The organism is Microbacterium jejuense (assembly GCF_019511665.1).
Lineage (GTDB): Bacteria > Actinomycetota > Actinomycetes > Actinomycetales > Microbacteriaceae > Microbacterium > Microbacterium jejuense_A.
On record NZ_JAEUAW010000003.1, the window covers coordinates 99667 to 122319 of the forward strand.

At 71.0% G+C, this 22653-nt stretch carries 19 protein-coding genes; 6 read left to right on the forward strand and 13 right to left on the reverse strand.

Translation table 11 applies throughout. The features are described from left to right. Window positions 1-160: 160 nt before the first annotated feature. The 4 genes from JNB62_RS04330 to rpsP all read right to left on the reverse strand — a co-directional run bounded on the left by JNB62_RS04330 (window position 161) and on the right by rpsP (window position 5722). Window positions 161-4291, reverse strand: coding sequence for a bifunctional nitrate reductase/sulfite reductase flavoprotein subunit alpha (locus JNB62_RS04330; protein WP_220299644.1), 4131 nt, complete (start codon window positions 4289-4291; stop codon window positions 161-163). A 100-nt stretch (window positions 4292-4391) separates the two neighbouring features. Then, window positions 4392-5006, reverse strand: coding sequence for a ribosome maturation factor RimM (gene rimM / locus JNB62_RS04335; protein ID WP_220299645.1), 615 nt, complete (start codon window positions 5004-5006; stop codon window positions 4392-4394). Between the two features lie 49 nt (window positions 5007-5055). Next, the gene (locus JNB62_RS04340) at window positions 5056-5286 is read right to left on the reverse strand and encodes an RNA-binding protein (RefSeq protein WP_018171095.1); all 231 of its coding nucleotides are present in this window, start codon (window positions 5284-5286) and stop codon (window positions 5056-5058) included. 4 nt (window positions 5287-5290) lie between these two features. Then, complete coding sequence (gene rpsP / locus JNB62_RS04345; RefSeq protein WP_220299646.1) at window positions 5291-5722, reverse strand: 30S ribosomal protein S16; 432 nt, start codon at window positions 5720-5722, stop codon at window positions 5291-5293. A gap of 192 nt (window positions 5723-5914) precedes the next feature. Between rpsP and JNB62_RS04350 the strand changes: the two genes are divergently transcribed. After that, complete coding sequence (locus JNB62_RS04350) at window positions 5915-7078, forward strand: glutamate--cysteine ligase (protein ID WP_220299647.1); 1164 nt, start codon at window positions 5915-5917, stop codon at window positions 7076-7078. 143 nt (window positions 7079-7221) lie between these two features. Here the strand turns inward: JNB62_RS04350 and ffh are convergent, their stop codons facing one another. The 3 genes from ffh to JNB62_RS04365 form a co-directional block, all read right to left on the reverse strand. Further along, a complete protein-coding gene (ffh, locus tag JNB62_RS04355) occupies window positions 7222-8781 on the reverse strand; it encodes a signal recognition particle protein (protein ID WP_220299648.1) in 1560 nt (519 codons plus the stop codon). Between the two features lie 143 nt (window positions 8782-8924). Continuing rightward, window positions 8925-9947, reverse strand: coding sequence for a TetR family transcriptional regulator (locus JNB62_RS04360; RefSeq protein WP_220299649.1), 1023 nt, complete (start codon window positions 9945-9947; stop codon window positions 8925-8927). 9 nt (window positions 9948-9956) lie between these two features. After that, complete coding sequence (locus tag JNB62_RS04365; protein WP_220299650.1) at window positions 9957-10388, reverse strand: ACT domain-containing protein; 432 nt, start codon at window positions 10386-10388, stop codon at window positions 9957-9959. Between the two features lie 63 nt (window positions 10389-10451). On the opposite strand from JNB62_RS04365, the gene lipB reads away from it, so the two are divergent. Further along, on the forward strand, window positions 10452-11126 hold the full coding sequence (lipB, locus tag JNB62_RS04370; RefSeq protein WP_308291734.1) for a lipoyl(octanoyl) transferase LipB: 675 nt from the start codon (window positions 10452-10454) through the stop codon (window positions 11124-11126). Further along, window positions 11123-12172: a lipoyl synthase gene (lipA, locus tag JNB62_RS04375; protein WP_374450267.1), complete on the forward strand. Its 1050-nt coding sequence runs from the start codon at window positions 11123-11125 to the stop codon at window positions 12170-12172. The genes lipB and lipA overlap by 4 nt, the downstream gene beginning before the upstream one ends. A gap of 33 nt (window positions 12173-12205) precedes the next feature. On the opposite strand, the gene JNB62_RS04380 is transcribed toward lipA, so the two are convergent. From JNB62_RS04380 to smc, 4 genes are all read right to left on the reverse strand, one after another. After that, a complete protein-coding gene (locus tag JNB62_RS04380) occupies window positions 12206-12706 on the reverse strand; it encodes a DUF2004 domain-containing protein (RefSeq protein WP_220299652.1) in 501 nt (166 codons plus the stop codon). Window positions 12707-12787: 81 nt separating this feature from the next. Beyond that, window positions 12788-13660, reverse strand: a complete 873-nt coding sequence (gene ftsY, locus JNB62_RS04385; RefSeq protein ID WP_220299653.1) for a signal recognition particle-docking protein FtsY — start codon at window positions 13658-13660, stop codon at window positions 12788-12790. A 57-nt stretch (window positions 13661-13717) separates the two neighbouring features. Beyond that, window positions 13718-14401 carry a hypothetical protein gene (locus JNB62_RS04390; RefSeq protein WP_220299654.1) on the reverse strand — a complete coding sequence of 228 codons (684 nt, stop codon included), beginning with the start codon at window positions 14399-14401 and terminating at the stop codon, window positions 13718-13720. 50 nt (window positions 14402-14451) lie between these two features. Then, window positions 14452-18033, reverse strand: coding sequence for a chromosome segregation protein SMC (gene smc, locus JNB62_RS04395; RefSeq protein WP_220299655.1), 3582 nt, complete (start codon window positions 18031-18033; stop codon window positions 14452-14454). Window positions 18034-18523: 490 nt separating this feature from the next. Between smc and JNB62_RS04400 the strand changes: the two genes are divergently transcribed. The 3 genes from JNB62_RS04400 (at window position 18524) to JNB62_RS04410 (ending at window position 21026) form a co-directional block, all read left to right on the forward strand. Next, window positions 18524-18775 carry a hypothetical protein gene (locus tag JNB62_RS04400; RefSeq protein WP_220299656.1) on the forward strand — a complete coding sequence of 84 codons (252 nt, stop codon included), beginning with the start codon at window positions 18524-18526 and terminating at the stop codon, window positions 18773-18775. Window positions 18776-18856: 81 nt separating this feature from the next. After that, window positions 18857-19939 (forward strand): GNAT family N-acetyltransferase, encoded by a 1083-nt coding sequence (locus JNB62_RS04405; protein ID WP_220299657.1) that lies wholly within the window; start codon window positions 18857-18859, stop codon window positions 19937-19939. After that, complete coding sequence (locus JNB62_RS04410; RefSeq protein ID WP_220299658.1) at window positions 19932-21026, forward strand: GNAT family N-acetyltransferase; 1095 nt, start codon at window positions 19932-19934, stop codon at window positions 21024-21026. Before JNB62_RS04405 ends, JNB62_RS04410 begins: the two co-directional genes overlap by 8 nt. On the opposite strand, the gene mutM is transcribed toward JNB62_RS04410, so the two are convergent. Further along, a complete protein-coding gene (gene mutM, locus JNB62_RS04415) occupies window positions 21027-21953 on the reverse strand; it encodes a bifunctional DNA-formamidopyrimidine glycosylase/DNA-(apurinic or apyrimidinic site) lyase (protein WP_220299659.1) in 927 nt (308 codons plus the stop codon). Beyond that, window positions 21946-22647, reverse strand: a complete 702-nt coding sequence (gene rnc, locus JNB62_RS04420) for a ribonuclease III (protein ID WP_220299660.1) — start codon at window positions 22645-22647, stop codon at window positions 21946-21948. Before rnc ends, mutM begins: the two co-directional genes overlap by 8 nt. Window positions 22648-22653 lie beyond the last annotated feature (6 nt).

The window sequence follows — 22653 nt, forward strand, 5'->3', positions numbered from 1 at the left end:
TTCGCCCGGCACTCGGTCTCGCCACTCGGTCCCGCCACTCGGTGTCTCCCCGGCATGTCCCGATTCCGGCCACGACACACCACGGTCGCCGCGGATATCGGGACACGATCGCACGCAAGCGGGACACGGAGCGCTGCGGCGGCTTCGGGTGCGCCGGCGGTCAGTACACGTCGCGCACGTAGCGGGCGTCGGCGGCGAGGGTGCGGAGGTAGTCCGCCGCAGCGTCTTCGCCGAGCCCGCCGTGCTGCTGCGCGATCGTCGCGAGCGTCGCCTCGACGTCCTTGGCCATGCGGCTCGCGTCGCCGCACACGTAGACGTGCGCGCCGTCCTCCAGCCAGCGCCACAACCGGGCCCCGTGCTCGAGCATGCGGTCCTGCACGTAGACCTTCTGCCGCTGATCCCGCGAGAACGCGACGTCCAGGTGTGTCAGGAAGCCGTCATCGTGCATGGCGACGAGCTCGTCGCGGTAATAGAAGTCGGTCGCCGCGTGCTGCTCCCCGAAGAACAGCCAGTTGCGCCCGGGATGCCCGTCGGCGCGTCGGTCGTGCAGGAACGCCCGGAACGGCGCGACCCCCGTGCCCGGGCCGATCATGATCATCGGAGTCTCGGGCGCAGCGGGCGGCCGGAAGGCCGGGGTGCGCTGCAGATACACCGGGGCGACGCGGGACTCGCCGTCGGCGAGGAACGTCGAGCACACCCCGCCGCGCGCACGCCCGGACTCCGTCTCGAAGCGCACGACCGAGACGGTGAGCTCGACGGTGTCGGGGTCGGTCTTGGGGCTCGACGAGATCGAGTACTGCCGCGGCTGCAGGCGCTTGAGCACGCCTGCCCACTCCTCGGCGGTCGCGGTCACGGGGAAGTCCCGCACGAGGTCGATCGCCTGCTGACTCCACAGGAACTGGTCCAGACGGCTCTTGTTCTCGCGGCGCAGCAGGGTCGAGAGCCTGCTGTCCGCACTGCGCTCGGCGACGAAGCGCACGAGGTCCAGCGGCGTCTTGGTGATGTCCAGCCGCGTGCGCAGAGCGTCGGCGAACGTGCGCTCCTCGCCGTCCAGCTCGACGACCGCGCTCGCCGGGATCCCCGTCGCCTCCAGCCACTCGGCGACGACCGCGGGCGAGTTCGCGCACACGACGCCGAGCGAGTCGCCGGCCTCGTACGCGGCGCCCGTGTCGGAGAGGTCGAACGCGAAGCGGCGCACCTCCTTCTGCGATCCGGGTCCACTCAGCAGGTCGTTGCGCACGAGCGTCGCGCGGACCGGGTTGGCCCGCGTGAACAGGCGCCTCGCGGGCGCCGCCGTGTCCGTCGCCGGCGGCGCGAGGGATGCCGCACCGCCTGATCCGCCGGCGCCTGCGCCCGAATCGACGAGCGCCGCGAGGATCTGGCTCAGCCACGCCTCGCGCGGGCCGTCGGCGTCGGGCTCGACGTCGACCCGCTCCAGCAGCGCGGTGGCCCCGAGCTCTCCGAGGCGCTCGTCGAGCCGGCGGCCGTGGCCGCAGAAGTCGTCGTAGTTGGAGTCGCCCATCGCGAGCACGGCGTACTGCAGCCCTGACAGCTGCGGAGCGCTATCGGCGTTGAGCTCGTGCCACAGTGCGGCCGCGTTGTCGGGCGGGCCGCCGTCGCCGAAGGTCGAGGTCACCACGAGCAGGCGGCGCACCTCGGTGAGGTCCGACGCCCGCAGCTCGGCCATGCTGCGCGCGCGTGCGGGGATCCCCCGTGCCCCGAGTGCGGCGGTCGCCGCCGCCGCGAACTCCTCGGCATTGCCCGTCTGCGACCCCCACAGCACCACGACCTCGTCGGCGGCGTGGGCCGCCGGCATCCCGCCGCCGTCGGGAGCCGCCCCGCGGGAGTAGGCGCCGGCCAGCACCCCGTCGAACCACGCCCGCACGAACGGTGCGAGCGGCGCCTCGCGCGGAAGCACGGGCACCTCCCCCGGTGCCGGCGTCACCGTGCGCACCATCGACAGGAACCCCGCCAGGTACGCGCCTTCGACGTCGGTCAGCGGCGGCGGCGTGAGAGCCGCCCCGGCCGAGGCGAGCGCCGCCTCGGCGTCCGATCCGCGCTCCTCTGCCGGCGCGGGACCGACGCGCCGCACCGACACCGCGGCGTACTTGAACTCGGGCTGGGCCGACAAAGGGTCGACGGCGTCGCTCGTGACGGCATTGACCGTGACGTATTCGCCGTGCTCGTCGTTCCAGTGGAACGGCGCGAACAGGCCCCCCTGCTGCACGCGGTCGGTGACGACGGCGGGCAGCACGACGCGTCCGCGCCGCGACGACACCTCGACCTGGTCGCCGTCTCCGATGCCGTGCAGCTCGGCGTCGACCGGGTTGATCTCGACGAACGGGCCGGGGTGCAGCCGGGCGAGCTTGTCGACGCGTCCGGTCTTGGTGAGCGTGTGCCAGTGGTGCGGCAGCCGTCCGGTATTGAGCACCCACGGGTAGTCGTCGTCGGGGAGCTCGGCCGGATCGAGGTGCGGGCGCGCGAGGAACTGCGCGCGCCGGGACGGCGTGGCGAACGCGAGCAGCGGCACGGTGCCGTCCGCCTCGACATGGAGGGTCTGGCTGATGCCGTCGTTGCGATAGCGGATCGGATGCCGCGCCTCGGCGTCGTCGGGCGGCGCCGGCCACTGCACCGGCGAGCGGCGCAGGCGCTCGTACGTGACGCCGCGCAGGTCCCACCCCGTCTGCGGGTTCCAGAACCGCCTGATCTCGTCGAACACCGCTTCGCTCGAGGCGAAGTCGAAGTCGTCATAGCCCATCGCGCGCGCGACCTGGCAGATCGTGAGCCAGTCCGGCTGGGCCTCGCCCGGTGCCGGCACGATCTCTTTCACGAGCGTCATGGTGCGGTCGCTGCTGACGGTCACGCCGTCGGCCTCGACCCACAGCGTCGCCGGCAGCACCACGTCGGCGTAGGCGGCCGTGGCGGTGTCGCCGTACACGTCCTGCACGATGACCAGCTCGGCCGTCTCGAGCGCCTCGATCACCGTGCGGCGATTGGCGACGGAGGCGACGGGGTTGCTGCAGATGATCCAGACGGCCTTGATCTCGCCCGCCGCGGCGCGGCGGAACATGTCGATCGTCCCCGCACCGGACTCCGCGCGGATCGACCCGGGAGCGATCCCCCACTGCTCCTCGACGAATGCGCGATCGGCGGCGCTGAACACCGCGCGCTGCCCCGGCAGCCCGGGCCCCATGTAGCCCATCTCGCGCCCGCCCATGGCATTGGGCTGACCCGTGAGCGAGAAGGGGCCGCTGCCGGGCCGGCAGATCGCGCCGGTGGCCAGATGCAGATTGCAGATCGCGTTCGTCGACCACGTGCCGTGGGTGGACTGGTTGAGGCCCATGGTCCACAGAGTCATCCACTCGCCGGCCTCGCCGATCCAGCGGGCGGCCGTGCGGATGTCGTCCTCGTCCAGCCCGGTCAGTTCGGCGACGCGCTCCGGCGGGTACTCGGCGAGCAACTCGGGCATGTGCTCCCAGCCCTCGGTGTGCGCGGCGATGAAGTCCTCGTCGATGTCGCCCGCCTCGACGAGGAGGTGCAGCAGGCCGTTGAGGAGTGCGAGGTCAGTGCCGGGCCGGATCTGCAGGAACAGGTCGGCGCGGTCGGCGGTGGCGGTGCGCCGCGGATCGACGACGATGAGCCTCGCGCCCTGCTTGAGCCGATCGGCCATCCGCAGGAACAGGATCGGATGGCAGTCCGCGGTGTTGGACCCGATCACGAAGAACAGGTCGGCGCGGTCGAAGTCCTCGTACGAACCCGGCGGACCATCCGCCCCGAGCGACTGCTTGTAGCCCGTGCCGGCCGACGCCATGCACAGGCGAGAGTTCGACTCGATGTGGATGCCGCGCAGGTAGCCCTTGACGAGCTTGTTCGACAGGTACTGCGCCTCCATGCTCATCTGGCCCGAGACGTACAGCGCGACGGCGTCGGGACCGTGCTCATCGACGATCGCGCGCAGGCGGGCGGCGGCATCCCTCACGGCGTCCGCGACGGGAGCCGGAACGGCGGGCTCGCCCCGCGACGGACGGACGAGCGCCGTCGTCAGGCGCCCCGGCGCACGCATCAGGTCGGCGTGCGTCGCGCCCTTCGTGCAGAGCCGGCCGGCGTTCGTGGGGTGCTCCCGGTCGCCCGCGACCTTCGAGATCGCGAGGGGATGCCCCGCCCCGGCGGGTGCGGCCGTGACCGCGATGCCGCACCCGACGCCGCAGTACGAGCACACGGTGCGCACGGTCTGCTCCGCACCGAGAGCGGAGCCGTGCACGGAGCCCAGTGCAGTGCCGGCATCACCCATGCCATCCAGGCTCCGGCATGGAGGTTCCGAAGCGTTTCCCGCCGTGTTTCCCGCAGATCACATCTGCTGCACGCGCGGCCCGCCGCGGGTGTGAAGCCGATCAGTCCTCGGCGTCGGCCTCGTCGGCCTGCTCGGGCGCAGCGGGCGCCTCGTCGGCCGGTTCGTCCGGGAGGTCCTCGAACAGTCCAGGCGGGGGCGTCACCACGACGCGGCCGCCGGGGACGTCGACCTCGGGCACGATCGCCTTGACGAACGGCACGAGCACCTCGTCATCGCCGACGCGCACGATCAGCAGATCCTGCGCCGGGAGGTGCTCGACGCGCGACACGCGGCCGACGACGGCGCCGTCGCGCACGACGTCCAGCCCGACGAGCTGGTGGTCGAACCAGGCGTCCTCTTCAGCCGGCGCGGACTGCGCGTCCTCGTCGATCCACAGGATCGCGCGGATGAGTTCCTCCGCCGTGCTGCGGTCGTCGACGCCCTCGAAGAACGCGACGGGGTGGCTGTTCATCCACCTGAAGTCGCGGACGGTGAGCGGCTTGCCGTGCCACGGCGACGACTCGGGCACCTGGAGGGTGAACGTCGCGCCGGGGACGAAGCGCCCGTCGGGGTCGTCGGTGTACAGCTCCAGCTTGATCGCGCCCTTGAGTCCGTGCGCCTTCACGAGGCGACCGACCCGCAGCTGCGTCTTGCCGGTGGGGGGTACTGCGTTCACGGGCTTGCGGGCGTCCTCGCCCGGACCCGTGGTGTCTTGGCCTGCCACCTCAGTCGTCCGCCACGTCGACGCGCACGCGGCGGCCGTCGGCGAGGGCAGTGATGAGGGTGCGCAGGGCTTTGGCCGTGCGGCCGCCGCGCCCGATCACGCGACCCCGGTCATCGGGGTGGACGTGCACCTCGAGCACGTCGCCGCGGGGCGACGTGGACGAGTCGATGCGGACGTCGTCCGGGTGATCGACGATCCCCTTGACGACGTGTTCGAGCGCGGCGGCGAGCAACGGATTACTCGGCGGACTCGGCGGCCTCGTCGGCCGCGTCGGTCGCCTCGTCGGCGGGAGCCTCGGCGGGCTCCTCGGCCTTCTTCTCAGCCTTCGGCTTGATGACCGACTTCTTCGAGGCGTCGACCTCGAACGCGGCCTTGTCCTCGCGGGTCTTCACCGTCGAGACGGCGTCCTTGTCGCCCTTGAACGTGCCCCAGTCGCCGGTCAGCTTGAGGATGGCGAGCACCTGCTCGGTCGGCTGCGCGCCGACGCCCAGCCAGTACTGCGCACGCTCGGAGTCGACCTCGATGAACGAGGGCTCCTCGGTGGGGTGGTACTTGCCGATCTCTTCGATGACACGGCCGTCGCGCTTGGTGCGCGAGTCGGCCACGACGATGCGGTAGTAAGGCGCGCGGATCTTGCCCAGGCGCTTGAGACGAATCTTGACAGCCACGATTCTCCTGAATGTGTGGAAGGGAACGAACCGGTCGCCTGGAGCGTGGGGTGCACACCCGGCGGGAGCTCAGAGGAGGAACAGCACGCTGGATAGAGGGTCGAGCGCGTTGTTCCGACCCTCTATTGTGCCAGATGACGCCACGTGTGACGAACCGCTCGATGTACGGCATCCCCATGTCAGACTGTGCCCATGACGGTGCCCTTCGCGACATCCGCCCGCTCTTCGGTGGGACTGGAGTGGGAGCTCATGCTGGCGGACGCCGAGACCGGCGACCTGATCGGGCAGGCGCCCCCGCTGCTGGCGGCGCTCGAAGAGGACTCGTCGCTGGAGCGGTACACCGTCACCGGCGAGCTGCTGACCAACACCGTCGAGGTCACGAGCGGCGTCGGCGACACCGTCGCCGCAGCCGTCGACGACATCGCCGACGCCATCGCCGCGGTGCGCACCTACACCGATCCGCACGGCGTCGACCTGCTCTGCGCCGGCAGCCATCCCTTCGCGCAGTGGTACGACCAGAGCGTCACCGACAAGACGCGGTACCACAAGCTCATCGAGCGCACCCAGTGGTGGGGACGCAACATGATGATCTGGGGCATCCACATCCACGTCGGCGTCGACGACGTGAACAAGGTGTTCCCGATCATCAACGCCCTCGCCGTCTACCTGCCGCACCTGCAGGCGCTGTCGGCATCCAGCCCGTTCTGGGCGGGCGAGCGCACCGGCTATGCCTCCAACCGCGCCCTCGTGTTCCAGCAGCTGCCCACGGCAGGACTCCCCTGGCCGCTGCACGACTGGAGCGAGTTCGAGCGGTACCTCGACGACATGGTCGGCACCGGCGTGATGGCTGACGCGACCGAGGTCCGGTGGGACATCCGGCCCGCGCCGCGCTGGGGCACCATCGAGGTGCGCGCGTGCGACGGCATGTCGACACTGCCCGAGCTCGCCGCTGTCGCGGCCCTCGTGCAGGTGCTCGTCGAGCACTTCTCGCGGCGGCTCGACGAAGGACTGGAGCTCGAGACGATCCAGCCGTGGTTCATCCGCGAGAACAAGTGGCGCGCCGCCCGCTACGGTCTCGACGCCCGCGTCATCGTCGACCACCTCGGGACGCAGCGCCCCGTCGTCGAGCACCTGCGCGAGACGCTCGACGAGGTCGCCGACATCGCCGTCGAGCTCAAGTGCGCCCGCGAGCTCGCCGGCGTCGAGGCGATCCTCACCGACGGAGCGAGCTACGCGCGTCAGCTCGCGATCGCGGACGCCGCCGACGGCGACCTGCGCGAGGTCGTGCGTCACCTCGTGGGCGAGTTCCGCTCCGGGCCGACGCTGCGCGAGCACCTGGCGGGCCTCGGGCGCTGATCCGCGGCTCTTCCTCTGCGCCAGATCAGGAGACCTCGCGACCGCAGGACGATTCTGACCGGATCACCCTGTCGCGGCGAGATCTCCTGATGTGAGAACGGAGAAGTGGATGCCGGGGCCGCCGGCATCCCTCATCGCACAGGTCAGCCGCGACCGAGCATCTTCTGCAGCTCGGCGAGGTCGGCCTCGCTGGGCCCGCCCTTCCCGCCGCCGAGACCGAAGCCCGACCCGGTCGGCGCCTGGGGAGCCTGGGCCGCGATGCCGGCGTTCTCGGCGGCGCGCTTCGCGGGGTTGCCCGAGCGCGAGCCCTTGGCCTTCTGCTGCTTGCCGCGCTTCGACGACGCACCAGGACGCCCGGCACCGGGCACCGGGCCCATGCCGGGGATGCTCGGCACCCCGCCCCGGGCGACGGTCTTCATCATCTTCGCCGCCTGCTCGAAGCGCTGCACGAGCTGGTTGACGTCGGTGACGGTCATGCCCGAGCCGCGCGCGATGCGCAGGCGGCGCGAGCCGTTGAGCAGCTTCGTGTTGCGGCGCTCGGCCGGCGTCATGGAGCGGATGATCGCCTCGGTGCGGTCGATCTCGCGCTCGTCGAAGTCGTCGAGCTGCTGCTTCATCGAGCCCATGCCCGGGAGCATCCCGAGCATCTTCTTCATCGAGCCCATCTTGCGCATCTGCTGCATCTGCTCGAGGAAGTCCTCCAGCGTGAACTGCTCGGTGGCCAGCTTCTCGGCGACCTTGAGCGCCTCGGCCTCGTCGAACGCCTGCTGCGCCTGCTCGATGAGCGTGAGGATGTCGCCGAGGTCGAGGATGCGGCTCGCCATGCGGTCGGGGTGGAACGCCTCGAGGTCGTCCAGGCCCTCACCCGTCGACGCGAAGATGATCGGGCGCCCCGTGACCGACGCCACCGAGAGCGCAGCACCGCCGCGCGCGTCGCCGTCGAGCTTCGAGAGCACGACGCCGGTGAAGTCGACACCGTCCTGGAAGGCCTTCGCCGTGTTGACGGCATCCTGACCGATCATCGCGTCGATGACGAACAGAACCTCGTCGGGGTCGGTGGCCTTGCGGATGTCGGCGGCCTGCTTCATGAGCTCGGCGTCCACGCCGAGGCGTCCGGCGGTGTCGATGATGACGACGTCGTGCTGCTGGCGGCGGGCGACCTCGACGCCGTCCTTCGCGACCTTGACCGGGTCGCCCACGCCGTTACCCGGCTCGGGCGCGTAGATCGCGGCACCGGCGCGCTCTGCGACCACCTGCAGCTGGTTCACGGCGTTGGGGCGCTGGAGGTCGGCGGCGATGAGGAGCGGCGTGTGGCCGTCCTTCGCCAGCTGACGCGACAGCTTGCCGGCGAACGTCGTCTTGCCCGAGCCCTGCAGGCCCGCGAGCATGATGACGGTCGGCGGGTTCTTGGCGAACTGCAGCCGCCGCTGCTCGCCGCCGAGGATCGCGATGAGCTCCTCGTTGACGATCTGCACGACCTGCTGCGCCGGGTTGAGTGCCCGGTTGACCTCGTCGCCGAGCGCGCGCTCGCGCACCTTCGCGGTGAACTCCTTGACGACGGGCAGCGCCACGTCGGCGTCGAGCAGCGCGCGCCGGATCTCGCGGACCGTGCCGTCGACGTCCGCGGGCGTGAGCTTGCCCTTGGTGCGGAGGTTGCGGAAGGTCTCGGTGAGCCGGTCGGAGAGAGTGCCGAAAGTCGCCATGATGCCCTGATTCTACGCGAGCCCGCGCGTGCCATCCGCTCGTTGAGCGGAGCGAGGAACGAGCGAAGACGAAACGCCACACGCCGCCCTCGCAAACCCACCGAGCGCAGAGGTCGGCGAGATGGCGGAGGCTGTCGAGCGGCTCACGACGTCTCGTCTCGCTCCGCTCGCTCAACGACCGGCGGTGCCAGCTCTTGGAACAGGGTCAGCTGCAGTCCGGCCGGGCCGCGCAGGCGCGCGTTGAGCGAGTGCCACGGCGTTTCGCGAGGGGATGCCTCGACCGCGGCGCCCGCGGCGGACAGGCGCTCGGCGACCGCCGCGGTGTCGTCCACCCCGAAAGCGAGACGGATCGGATCGCTCGGCGCGTCGCCGTCGGTCTCGACACGATCGATGAACCGGACCTGCGCCGAGTTGGCGAGCTCGAGCGTGGCGCGCCCCGCGTCGAGGATCGCCACGCGCGCACCGCCGTCGGCCTCGTACGCCTCGGCCTGCGGCATCCCGACGACATCGCGGTAGAAGGCGAGCGCCTCGTCGAAGTCGGCGGCCGTCGCGACGACGCGCAGCTGGCGCACCTCGCCCGAGGGCTGCGGACGCACGGCCTCGGCGGCGTCCGCCGCGCGTGCGAGGAACCGCGAGAGCGACGTGCGCCCGGCTCCGTCGTGCGCCCAGGCCTCGATCGCCGCCAGGACGGCGCCGCCCCACGCCGCACCGCCCACCTCGGCGCTGATGCGATCGGCGCCGCCACGCGTGAACCGCGCGGCCGCAGCGCGCGCCACACGCGACCGGCGGAGGGCGGCATCGCGCTCGTACTCCGCTTCGATGCCCATCGCTGCCGCGTTCACGATGCCCAGCGCCAGGCTGTCGGGGGCGAAGCCGGCCGCGACAGCCTCGGCGGCCCCGCGGACGGCGGCCGCGGCATCCCTCGCGTCATCGGCGGCGAGCCGTGACTCGAACGCGGCGAGACGCTCGTCGAGACCGGCCCACAGCACGTCGGACTTCGACGAGAAGTAGTTGAAGAAGCTGGAGCGACTCACCCCGGCGCGGTTGGCGATGTCGACGATCGACGTCTGCTCGTAGCCCTGTTCGAGGAACAGCTCGCACGCCGCCTCGGCGATGGTCTCTCGCGACGACGCCTTCGGGCGCCCCGCACGGGGCTCGGTGGACATGAAGCCACCCTATGACGCGCGTGCGATGCGCTCCTGCTCCCACTGCGCGCAGATCGCGGTCGCCGCGGCCTGGTCCGCCTCCGGCACGACGACGATGAGCCGGTGATCGTGGTCGCTGTACTGGACCAGGATGCGGATGCCGGCATCGCCGAGCCGCCGCGTGAAGGCGCCGAGCTGCCCGGGCACATCCTGCGCGAGGCGCACGCTGACGACGGGACTCGCTGTCACCGGTCCGAGGTCGGCCGCCTCGAGCGCAGCCGTCGCGCCCGGGACGTCGGTCACCAGGAAGTGGGCCAGACCGCGCCCGTCGTGGACCCAGACGCCACCGCCCTCGACGCTGACGCCCGCGCGCCCCAGGGCATCGCCGAAGTCGGCCAGTGCGCCAGGTCGGTCGGGCAGGACGAGTGAGATGTCGGCCTCCTGGCCGCGCGGGATGCTCATGACGGCACGCTAGCGAGGGCGTCCGACGTCGGACCGGGATGTATTGTTGGACGCGATCCAGCAATCGCCACGAGCGATCGCCGCCAGCAAAGGAGCACGATGCTCGAGATCCAGACCGTGGGCCTCTCCCCCGACTACGTCCCCTACCTGGACGGATGGGAGCTGCAGCGCCGCATCCACGCCGATGTCGTCGACGGCACCCGCCCCGACACCCTGCTGCTGCTCGAGCACGAAGCCGTGTACACGGCCGGCGCGCGCACCGCACCGCACGAGCGCCCCGCCGACGGCACCCCGGTCGTCGACGTCGACCGAGGCGGGAAGATCACGTGGCACGGCCCGGGGCAGCTCGTCGGCTACCCCATCGTGCGCCTGCACGAGCCCGTCGACGTCGTCGCCCACGTGCGGCGTCTGGAGGGGCTACTTATCGACGCGCTGGCCGAGCACGGCGTCGACGGCTATCGCGTCGAGGGTCGCAGCGGTGTGTGGGTCCGCCGGCCGCTCGGCGAAGACAAGGTCGCGGCGATCGGCGTGCGCGTGCAGCGCGGCGTCACGATGCACGGGTTCGCGCTCAACTGCGACAACACCTTGGCCGGGTTCCGCGGCATCATCCCGTGCGGGATCACGGATGCCGGCGTCACGACCGTCAGCGAGATCGTCGGTGCGGATGTCAGCCCGAAGGACGTGATCGGCACCGTCAGCCGCGTCTTCGAGGCCGAGTACGCGGGGGTCACCGCGTGAGCGCGTGCGGCACCGGCGGCACGGCGACCGGTCAGGCGACGGCATCCACCCCGTCCGCGGCACCCGACGGACGCAAGCTGCTCCGCCTGGAGGTGCGCAACGCGCAGACCCCCATCGAGCGCAAGCCCGAGTGGATCAAGACCAAGGCCAAGATGGGGCCTGAGTATCAGGCGCTGCACTCGCTCGTGAAGACCGAGGAGCTGCACACGGTCTGCCAGGAGGCCGGCTGTCCCAACATCTACGAGTGCTGGGAGGACCGCGAGGCGACGTTCCTCATCGGCGGCTCGCAGTGCACGCGGCGCTGCGACTTCTGCCAGATCGACACGGGCAAGCCCGCCGATTACGACACCGACGAACCGCGCCGCGTCGCCGAGAGCGTCGTGCGCATGAACCTGCGCTACGCCACCGTCACGGGCGTCGCACGCGACGACCTGCCCGACGGCGGGGCCTGGCTGCACGCCGAGACGGTGCGGCAGATCCACGCGATGAACCCGAACACCGGGGTCGAGATCCTCGCGACCGACTTCAACGGCGATCCTGCGCTGCTCGGCGAGGTGTTCGAGAGCCGCCCCGAGGTGTTCGCCCACAACGTCGAGACGGTGCCGCGCATCTTCAAGCGCATCCGGCCGGCGTTCCGCTACGAGCGCTCGCTCGACGTCCTGACGCAGGCGCGCGACGCGGGGCTCATCACGAAGTCGAACCTCATCCTGGGCATGGGCGAGGAGCCGGAGGAGGTCGTGCAGGCGCTGCAGGACCTGCACGACGCCGGCACCGACATCATCACCATCACGCAGTACCTGCGGCCCTCGCCCCGCCACCTGCCGGTGGCGCGGTGGGTCAAGCCGCAGGAGTTCGTCGAGTTCAAGGAGGAGGCCGAGCGCATCGGCTTCCTCGGCGTGCTCGCCGGGCCGCTCGTGCGCTCGTCGTACCGTGCCGGGCGCCTCTGGGCGCAGTCGATGCTGTCGAAGGGGCGCGAGATCCCCTCGCACCTCGCGCACATCGCCGACGACGTGCACGTCGACCGCGGCTTCGCACAGGCGGTCTGAACCCGGGTCCCCCCGACCGGAAGGCGGGTCGGTTCAGTCGGCGCTCGTGACCGACTGGACCGCCCCGTCGGAGTCGAGGTTCACCAGCAGCACGTCGTCGGTCGCGTCCGGGTCGAGCGCGTACTCGAGGACCGCGAAGGGATCGGTTCCGCCGTGCTCGTCGGCGAGGATCGTCATGCTCATGAGCTGCAGCGAGCGGATGACGTCCATGTGGACGTCGCCCGAGATGTCGACGAGCACGTCCTCGATCGCCTCGCCGAGCGCCTCCTGCTGCTGCAGGATGTACTCGGTCACCTCGCTGGTGCGGTCGTTGAGCTCGTTGACCATCGCGTTGCGCGCGCTCAGGTCGATGGCTTCGAGCGACGAGATGAGCGCGGCGGCGACATCGAGGGCCGCGGGCGACACGTCGTCCTGGTCGGGCGCCGTGAGGTCGACCGTGACGGACTGATCGCCCAGTTCGACGTTCTCAGACCAGAAGATCGATCCGTCGGGGCCCGACTCGAGGAGTCCGAAGTAGTCGTGCTCGATCGCCATGACCCCATGAAACCGCACCGCGCCCCTCGGCGAAAGCCCGGACACGCGGACGCGGCGATTCGGTCGCCGGCGCTCCCCTGATCAGTCGACGAGGGATGCCGCGAAGACGTGCGGTGTGAAGCCCGTGAGATCGCCGATGCCCTCGCCCTGGCCGAGGAGCTTCACCGGGATGCCGGTGCGCTCCTGCACGGCGAGCACGAACCCGCCCTTCGCCGACCCGTCGAGCTTCGTGATCACGAGACCCGTCACGCCGGCGTGCTCCAGGAACGCCTGCGCCTGCATGACGCCGTTCTGCCCGGTCGTGGCGTCGAGCACCAGCAGCACCTCGCTGATGGGCGCCTGCTTCTCGATCACGCGGCGGATCTTGCTGAGCTCGTCCATCAGCCCGCCCTTGGTGTGCAGGCGGCCCGCGGTGTCGACGAGCACGATCTCGGTGCCGGTGCTCTTGGCGTACTCGATCGTCTGGAACGCGACGGATGCCGGATCCTGACCCTCCTGCTGCGGCCGGACGATCGCGGCACCGCCGCGCTCGGCCCAGGTCGCGAGCTGGTCGACGGCGGCCGCGCGGAACGTGTCGGCCGCGCCGACCACGACGGAGCGCCCGTAGCGCTGCAGGAATTTCGCGAACTTGCCGATCGTGGTGGTCTTGCCGACGCCGTTCACACCGACGACGAGCACGACGGCAGGCCGCTCGGTCAGCCGCAGGGTCGTGTCGAACTTGGCGAAGTGCTCTTCCAGCGTCTCTTTCAGCATCCGCTGGAGGTCCTTCGGATCGGTCGTGCGGAAGCGCTCGACCTTCTCGCGCAGCTCGTCGACGATCCGCTCGGTGATGTCGGGCCCGAAATCGGCCGTCAGCAGCGCGGTCTCGAGGTCCTCCCACGTGTTCTCGTCGATCGTGGGCTTGACGAACATGCCGCGCAGCGCGCGACCGAGCGACCAGGAGCTCTCTGCCATGCCTCCAGCCTAGAGGCGGCGGTGCAGCGGCCCGACCGACCTACGGGACCGGACCGATCACTGGACGGGGACGATCACCGCGGCGAGGCCGTCGCCGAGCAGCGTCTCGAACTCCGCCGACGCGTCCTGCCCGGACGGGCACTGGATGCCGAGGTAGATGCCGCCGCCCACCGAGCCGAACATGCGCGCCGTGTCGAGCCACGTCGTGCCGTCGTCGCTCGAGCTGGTGATACTGCGCGTCTCGACGGTGCCCCACGGCGACAGCGGCAGGACGTCGTCGTACGCGTACTGCGCGACCTCGTCTCCGGTCATCATGTCGCCGTCGCTCGTCAGCACGATGGCGAGCATCGAGTCGGTGAGCGCGCTGTCGTCCAGCGACGTGTCGAGGTCCGTGATGGTGCCCTGATAGAACGTCGCGACGCAGTCGGTGCGCGTATCGGTGTATGCCCAGCTGCCGTTGCCGTCGTCGGCCGTGCTCACGGTGTAGTTCGCGTCCGTCATGAACGGGTCCGTCCACTGCAGCGTCATGGTCGCCGCGTCGAACTCGACGTCGAAGGGCAGGTCGCCGACCCCCGTGTCGTCCGTGGTGGGCTCGTCGGTGCTGCCGTCGTCCGTGGGCTCCTGCGATGACGAGTCGACCGGGCCGACGATCGTGGGCATCGGCAGGGCGCACCCGGCGAGAGTCAGGGCGCCGACGATGAGGATGCCGATCCCGGCGGCCGTGCGGAGGGGGTGGGTCATGGCTGGAAACCTATCGTCTCTGAGGCGGTCGTTGGGTCTGGTGGATGCCGTCACGCCACGCGCTCTCCGACGCGCTGGCCCACGACGGCCGAGACGCCGTCCTGGCGCATCGAGACGCCGTACAGGGCGTCGGCGATCTCCATCGTGCGCTTCTGGTGGGTGATGACGATCAGCTGACTGGATGCCCGCAGCTGCTCGAAGACGCCGAGGAGCCGGCCGAGGTTGGCGTCGTCGAGCGCCGCCTCGACCTCGTCGAGGATGTAGAACGGGCTGGGCCGCGCCTTGAAGATGGCGGTGAGCAGCGCGACGGCGGCGAGCGACCGCTCGCCGCCCGACAGCAGCGAGAGCCGTTCGATCTTCTTGCCGACGGGACGCACCGCCACCTCGATGCCCGTCGTGAGCGGCGAGTCGGGATCCGTGAGCGAGATCGAACCGGTGCCGCCCGGGAACAGGATCGGGAACACCTCGCCGAAGGCGACCTTGGTGTCCTCGAACGCCGCCAGGAAGATGGTCTGCATGCGCTCGTCGAGCTCTTCGATGATCGTCAGCAGGTCCTTGCGCGTCTGCGTCAGGTCTGCGAGCTGCTCGGTCATGAACTTGTGACGCTGCTCGAGCGCCGCGAACTCTTCGAGTGCGAGCGGGTTCACCCGGCCGAGCTGTGCCAGCTTGCGCTCGGCCTCCTGCAGCCGGCGCCGCTGACGAGCCCGGTCGAACGGCACCGTCGCGACGCCCTCTTCGGGCGCAGTCTCGGCCCCATCCACGCCTTCCGCGTCCGCCACCGGTCCGGAGGCCGCCGTCAGGGCGTCATCGGCCGGTATCGGCTGATCGGGACCATATTCCGAAATCAGAATGCTCTCGTCCAGCCCGAGTTCCGACTGCACGCGCTCCAGCAGCCCGGTGACATGCAGCCGCTTCTCGTGGATCTGCAGCTCGAGACTGTGCACGCTCTCGGTGAGTCCGGCGAGTCGCTCGCGGATCGAGGACTCCTGGGCGCGCAGCTCGGCGAGCTCGGTGGTGAGCGCTGTGCGCTGCGACTCGGCGGCCGCGAGCTCCGCGCGCGCCTGCGCGAGCGAGCGGTCGACCGAATCGATGACGGCAGGAAGCTGCGCGGCCACGCCTGCGGCGACCTCGCGCTGCGCCCGCCGCACCACCGCGCGTCGCGCCGCCTCGGCAGCCGCCTCCTTCTCGCGCTCCCGCTGGCGTTCGAGCGCGATGACGCGCGCCTCGCCGGCCCGGATGCGCTCGCGCAGAGTCTCGACGTCCAGACGCGAGCGCATCTCGCCGTCTCGGGCCTCGTCGAGAGCGGCCAGCATGCCGTCGCGCGCGGACGCGTCGAGGATCGGGCGCGGGGCCTCCAGCGCCGCTGTGAGCTGATCCTCCGCCGAGCGGGCCGCGCCCTCCGCCTCCTCGACCGCCGCCGTGGCCTGCGCGAGACCGGCCTCCAGGCGCTCGCACTCGGCGACCGCGGCTTCGTGCCTCACCGTGGCGCGGTTGAGCTGCTCGGCGTGGGCGGCCAGCGCCGCGTCGTGCTCGCGCAGCGTCGTGAGCGCCGTCTTCGTGCGCTGTCTCGCGGACTCCAACGACCGCACCGCCTGCTCGAGCTCTGCGCGCAGGCTGTCGGCGGCCGCCGTGATCTCGTCGCGACGCTCGGCCGCGGCATCCCGTTCTGCCGTCAGCTCCAGGCGGGAGCGCGAAGCGCCGGCGCCCGCCCGCAGCGAGTACTCGGTGTACACCTCGCCGCGACGGGTGACGACGGTGATCGGCCCGCCGAGCTCGGCGGCCGCCAGCGCGGGCCCCGCCGCACGGGCGGCCTCCAGATCGTCGGCGACGACGACGTACGACAGCAGCCCCAGCACGCCTTCCGGCGCCGTGACGACCTCGCGCGCCGGAACGACGCCCGGAAGCGACGGGAAGGGGGGCCGCATCATTCCGGCGTCCGCGATCACGATGTCGACGACGCCCGCCTGCGCATCGCGGGCCGCCTCGGCGACGCGGAACGCGCTCGTCCGGTCGTCGACCAGCACGCCCTCGGCGAGCGGCCCGAGCACCGCCGCGATCGCCGCCTCGAATCCCGGTGTGACCTGGACCGCGTCGCCGACGAGGCCCCGCACGCCGTCGAGGCCCTGCGCGATGAGCGATGACGCGCCGTTCTGCACGTCCAGCGCCCGGCTGAGCGCGGCCGTCTGGGCGGTCAGAGCCTCGCGTTCGCGCTCCGCGGCGTGCAGCCGCTCGCGCAGGGATCCGACGGCGGCTTCGGCATCGGCGCTCTCGCGCTGCGCGACCTCGTACGCTGCGGCATGGTCGGCGGATGCGGCCTCGGGCATGAGGTCGGGATCGACGCCGGCGAGGATCTGCTCGGCCTCGGCGCGTCGTGCGAGGGCGGCATCGAGCGCCTTCTGCTGGCGCTCCACCGCCGAGCGCACGGCGGCCAGGGCGGACGCAGCCGCCTCGGCCGTGCCTCGCAGCGCCGTGATCCGCATGTCGTGCTCCGAGACCAGCGCGCTCTGCGCCGCGATGTCGACGTCGAGCGCGTCGAGCTCGGCACGCGCGCGCATGACCTCACGGGCGGCTTCGGCTGCGGCATCCTGAGCGGCTCCGAGACCGTCAGAGACCTCGTCGATCTCGGCGCGCGCCTCGTCGATCATCGCCTGCGACACGGTCGTGAGCTCGATGCGCTCTTCGTCCTCGGCGGCGCCGAGGAGGGCCAGCCTCTGGCCCGCGAGGGCGTACAGTCCGCGCAGCCGCTCCTGCACGCGCTCCAGGCCGTACGCGACGCGACGGGCCTGATCGACGGCTTCGGAGCGCTGGTCGGCCTCGAGCTGCTCGATGCGCGCCTTCGCGTTGTCGAGGCGCTCCTGCAGCACGAGCCGCTCGGCGTGCCGCTCGTGCTCACTGCGGGTGTGCGAGGCGAGCTCCTCGCGCAGGCCGACGAGTTCATCGGCGAACAGGCGCGCCTTGGCGTCGCGCACGACGGCGGCGATCGTCGCGGCCTCGCGCGCGATCTCGGCCTGCCTGCCGAGCGGCTTCAGCTGGCGCCGCAGCTCTCCGGCCAGATCGCTGAGCCTCGTGAGGTTGGCCTCCATCGCGTCGAGCTTGCGGAGCGTCTTCTCTTTGCGACGCCGGTGCTTGAGGATGCCGGCAGCCTCCTCGATGAAACCGCGACGGTCTTCGGGGGTCGCCTGGAGCACGCTGTCGAGCCGTCCCTGGCCGACGATCACGTGCATCTCGCGCCCGAGCCCCGAATCGCTCAGCAGCTCCTGCACGTCGAGCAGACGACACGACTCGCCGTTGATCGCGTACTCGCTGGAGCCGTTGCGGAACAGCGTCCGGCTGATCGTCACCTCGGAGTACTCGATCGGCAGCGCACCGTCGGAGTTGTCGATCGTCAGCTGCACCTCGGCGCGTCCGAGGGGGCCGCGCGTCGCCGTGCCGGCGAAGATGACGTCCTCCATCTTGCCGCCGCGCAGGGTCTTGGCGCCCTGCTCGCCCATCACCCACGCGAGCGCGTCGACGACGTTCGACTTGCCGGAGCCGTTGGGCCCGACGATGCACGTCACCCCGGGTTCGAGGGCGAAGGTCGTCGGCTGGGCGAACGACTTGAACCCTTTGAGCGTCACGCTCTTCAGGTGCATGGCAGCGCCCTCCGCCCCCGGTCGATTACCCGCCTACGCTACCGGAGCGAAAGCCCTGATCCCGCGTGACGAGCCGTGGATTCCGGGATGCCGCGACACGCCGTGCGGGCATCGAATCTGCGAATTCGCTTGACGTGGGCCTCAGAACCGCGCTAGCGTCACTCTCCGCGTCTGAAGTCGAGAAAGGAGGTCCACCGATGATGATCAACAACACCACTGGAGTCGCAATCCGCGAAGGCGGGGCGATTCGTGCGCTCACGTCGGGGACCGTCTCCTTCGGCGCTGTGCTGAGCGGCCGCTTCCCCGCCGCCATCTGATCCCCGCAGGGGACGAGTCTGCCCGTTTCCGGGCGACGACCGTCTGCTGCGCCGCATCCGCGTCCGGGTGCTGAGCGCGCTCCCCCTGCCTCCATCCGTCGTGCTGCGGCACGGCATCCCCGTCGCCGACGCCCGTCGGCGGCGAACTCCCTCCCATCGGAAGAAGAACCATCATGAGTACACGTCTCGCGCCGCAGCGCCGATCGGATGACACCGATCCGCTGCGACTTCCGAGTCCCGACCGCGTCTCGCTCGTGGACCGCGTCGCCATGCACCTCGCCGTGCGACTGCTCCTGTGGAGCACGCGCACCCCGCGACTGACGGACGACCGCGCCCGCCACGCCGACGCCTACCGTCGCCAGGAAGACGCCGCCGAGCGCGAGCGCGCCTTCCTGCGAGGCGTCATCCTCGCCTACGGCCGATGATCGCCACCGGGTCCGCCGCCCATGTGCGGGCGGCGGACCCTCCACCCGAACTCCCGCTCCACCACGACTAGGACACACGTCATGACCACCATCACCGGGCTGGAATTCCGCCCCCTCGTCATCCCCGACTCGATCGACTCCCCCGACGCCGCCGACTTCGTCGAGATGGTCCGCGTCCGCAACGAGATCTATCGCGAGATCTCCGGCCACGGCGACGAAGCCATGGCGCCCGACGAGCTGCTCCCCCACTACCGTCCCAACACGTACGAGACCCGCTACTCGTGGATCGTGGTCGATGACGGGGAGGTGATCGGTCGCGTCGGCGTCGACATCCCACACGAAGAGGGATCGAACGCGGCGTTCTGGCTCATCGAGCTGCTGCGCCGCACGTGGGGCCGGGGAATCGGATCCGCGGCGCACGAGCTCGTCGAGCGCACCGCGCGAGCCCACGGCCGCACCGTCCTGCAGTCATGGGCCGAGCACCCGGCCGCAGAGGGTCCGCGCCTCACGCCGCCGACCGGGTTCGGCAGCATCCCGGAGGATCACGTCGCGCGCTTCTACCTCGCGCACGGCTACTCCCTGGAACAGGTCGAGCGCAGCAGCGCCTTCGACCTGAAGGGTTCGTTCGACGAGGTCGAGCGACTGCTGTCGGTCGCCGAGGCCGCCTCGGGCGACTATCGCGTCGTGCAGTGGACGGCGCCGACGCCGGCCGAGTACGTCGACGGCTACGCGTGGATGAAGTCCCGCATGTCGACCGACACCCCGACCGGCGCGATGGAGTTCGCCGAAGAGACGTGGGATGCCGCACGCATCGCGGAGCACGACGGGCGTTACACCGACGCCGGCCGCACGCTGCTCGTCACGGCCGCGCAGCACATCGCCACCGGTGAGCTGTGCGCCTTCAACGAACTGGTCATCGGGAAGGACCGGACCGAGGCATCCCACCAAGAGGACACCCTGGTGCTGAAGGAGCACCGCGGTCACAAGCTCGGCACGCTCGTCAAGTGCGCGGGGCTGCTGGCCTGGCGCGACGTCGCACCCGCGTCGCCGCGCGTCATCACCTACAACGCGGAGGAGAACCGACCCATGCTCGACATCAACGAGGCGATCGGCTTCGTGCCCATCGCCTACGACGGCGCGTGGAAGAAGGTGCTCGATGCCTGACATCGCCGCCGATGTGATCACGATCCAGCCGGTCACCGTCCCGGCCGCCGTCGACGCCGCCGAGGCGCGGGTGTTCCTCGAGATGGTGCGGATCGCCAACGCCGTCTGCCTGCACGACGCCGGACACGACTATCTGCACGAAGAGCCCGAAGAGATGCTGGGCATGTGGCAGGACCAGACCGACTGGACACAGCTCGGGTTCGCCGCCCTCCGCGGCGACGAGGTGCGAGGGGTCGTCAAGATGATGATCTCGAACCAGCCGGACGCCGGCGCGATCGAGTTCGACCTCATGGTCGATCCGCCCTACCGCGGCCAGGGGCTCGAGGAGCTGCTGCTCGCCGAAGTCGAACGCGAGGCGAGGGAACGGGGCATCTCGACGATCCAGACCTGGACCCTGCACCGCCCCGACACCGCCGGGGAACGACTGGAGTCGCCCACCGGATGGGGGTCGGTCCCCGCGGACGCCGAGGCGCGGCGGCAGCAGGCGCACGGGTTCACCCTCGAGCAGGTCGAGCGCAACAGCGTGTTCGATCTGACGGGGGACTTCTCGATCGTCGAGCGCATGCTCCACGACGCGGAGGCTGCCGCCGGCGACGACTACCGCGCGGTCGTGTGGACGTCGCCGACGCCGCCCGAGTACGTCGAGGGATTCGCCTACACGCTCTCGCGCATGTCGACCGACACGCCCCAGGGCGGGCTCGTCGTCGACGAGCAGCACTGGGACGCCGCCCGCGTGACGCGACGCGACGCCCGGCTTCAGGCGCAGGGCCTCACGGTCTCGGTCGCCGCCGTGCTGCACGTGCCGACGGGTCGCGTCGTGGCCTACAACGAGCTCGCGATCGCCGATGACCCGTCGGGTGCGACGCAGCAGTTCGGCACGCTCGTCGTGAAGGAGCACCGCGGGCATCGGCTCGGCACCATCGTCAAGTGCGCGAACCTGCTGCGGTGGCGGACCATTGCGCCGCTGTCACCCCGGGTGTCGACGTTCAACGCGGAGGAGAACCGTCACATGCTCGACATCAACGAGGCCATCGGCTTCGTGCCCGCGTCGTACGCGGGCGCGTGGAAGAAGGTGCTCAGCGCCTGATCAGGCCCGCGGGCGCCTCGGCAGCCGCTGACAGTGCGCGCAGAAGTGGCTCGACCGGTTCGTGAACGACACACGCATGATCGGACGGCCGCATCGGGGGCACGGCTCCCCGGTGCGGCCGTACGCGTTCAGCGAGTGCGCGAAGTAGCCGGCCTGGCCGTTGACGTTCACGTACTGCGCGTCGAAGCTGGTGCCGCCCTCGGCCAGTGCCTTGTCGAGCACGTGCCGCACTTCGGCGAGCAGACGGTTGACGGCGCGCGTCGACAGGTCGCGAGCCGGGGTCTCGGGGTGGATGCGGGCAGCCCACAGCGACTCGTCCGCGTAGATGTTGCCCACGCCGCTGACGACCGTCTGGTCCAGCAGCACGCGCTTGACCGCGGAGTCCTTGCGTGCCAGCGCACGCCGGAACCCGGCATCCGAGAACGCGGGGTCGAGCGGATCGCGCGCGATGTGCGCGACCTGGCGTGGGACGGATGCCTCATCCCCACCGAACCCGCCGGCCGCGCCGTCGGGCGTCGCGACGAGATCGTCGATCGCGAGCGACCCGAACGTGCGCTGGTCGGCGAAGACCACCGACAGCTCGCCGTGCGTGGGATGCGCGAGGTCGACGCGCACGCGCTCGTGCCGCTCCGGAGCGGCGCCCGGTGCGCGCAGCAGGAGCTGACCGCTCATGCCGAGGTGACCGACGACGGCCTGCTCCGCCGGTCCGCCGCCGTCGCGGGGCTCCAGCGGCAACCACAGGAACTTGCCGCGGCGCACGGCACCGCGGATGCGGCGGCCGGTCAAGGAGGCTTCGAAGGCCGAGCCGTCGCCGGCATGCCGCGTCAGGGCGCGCTCGTCCCACACCGCGACGCCGAGCACGGTCGCGCCCGTCACCGCGGGGGCGAGGCCGGCACGGACGACCTCGACCTCGGGGAGCTCAGGCACGCCCGGTGAGCTCCCGCCACGCCGTGAGCGCGGCGGCCATCTCGGCGTGCTTCTTGCTGGTGCCGACGCCGTTCGCGGCGAGGTCGCCCACGACGACCGTCGCGGTGAACTGGCGGTCGTGGTCGGGACCGGTCGAGGTCACCGTATACACCGGGGGCTGAAGCCCGCCGTGCGCCGCGAACTCCTGCAGGGCCGTCTTGGGATCCATCGCCGCGCCGTAGCGCTCGGGGTCGGCGAGGAGCGGCTCCACGAGCCGCAGCACCAGGGCGGTGGCGGCATCGGGGCCGGCCGACAGGTGCGTGGCGCCGAAGATGGCCTCCATCGTGTCGGCCAGGATCGAGTCCTTGTCGCGGCCGCCGGTCAGGTCCTCGCCCCGGCCGAGCAACAGGTGACGGCCGAGGTCGATGCCCCGCGCGATCTCGGCGAGGGCCACCGTCGACACCACGCTCGCGCGCCGCTTGGCGAGCGCGCCCTCTTCGAGGTCGGGGTGCCCGGTGAACAGTCGCTCCGTCACGGCCAGGCCGAGCACGGAGTCGCCCAGGAACTCCAGGCGCTCGTTGTGCGGGACCTGACCGTGCTCGTACGCCCACGAGCGATGCGTGAGCGCCAGCGACAGAAGCTCGGAGTCGATATCGACCCCGAGCTTCTGTGTGAGTTCTGCGAGCGCCAGGCGCTCGGCAGTGACGTCGGTCACGTCAGG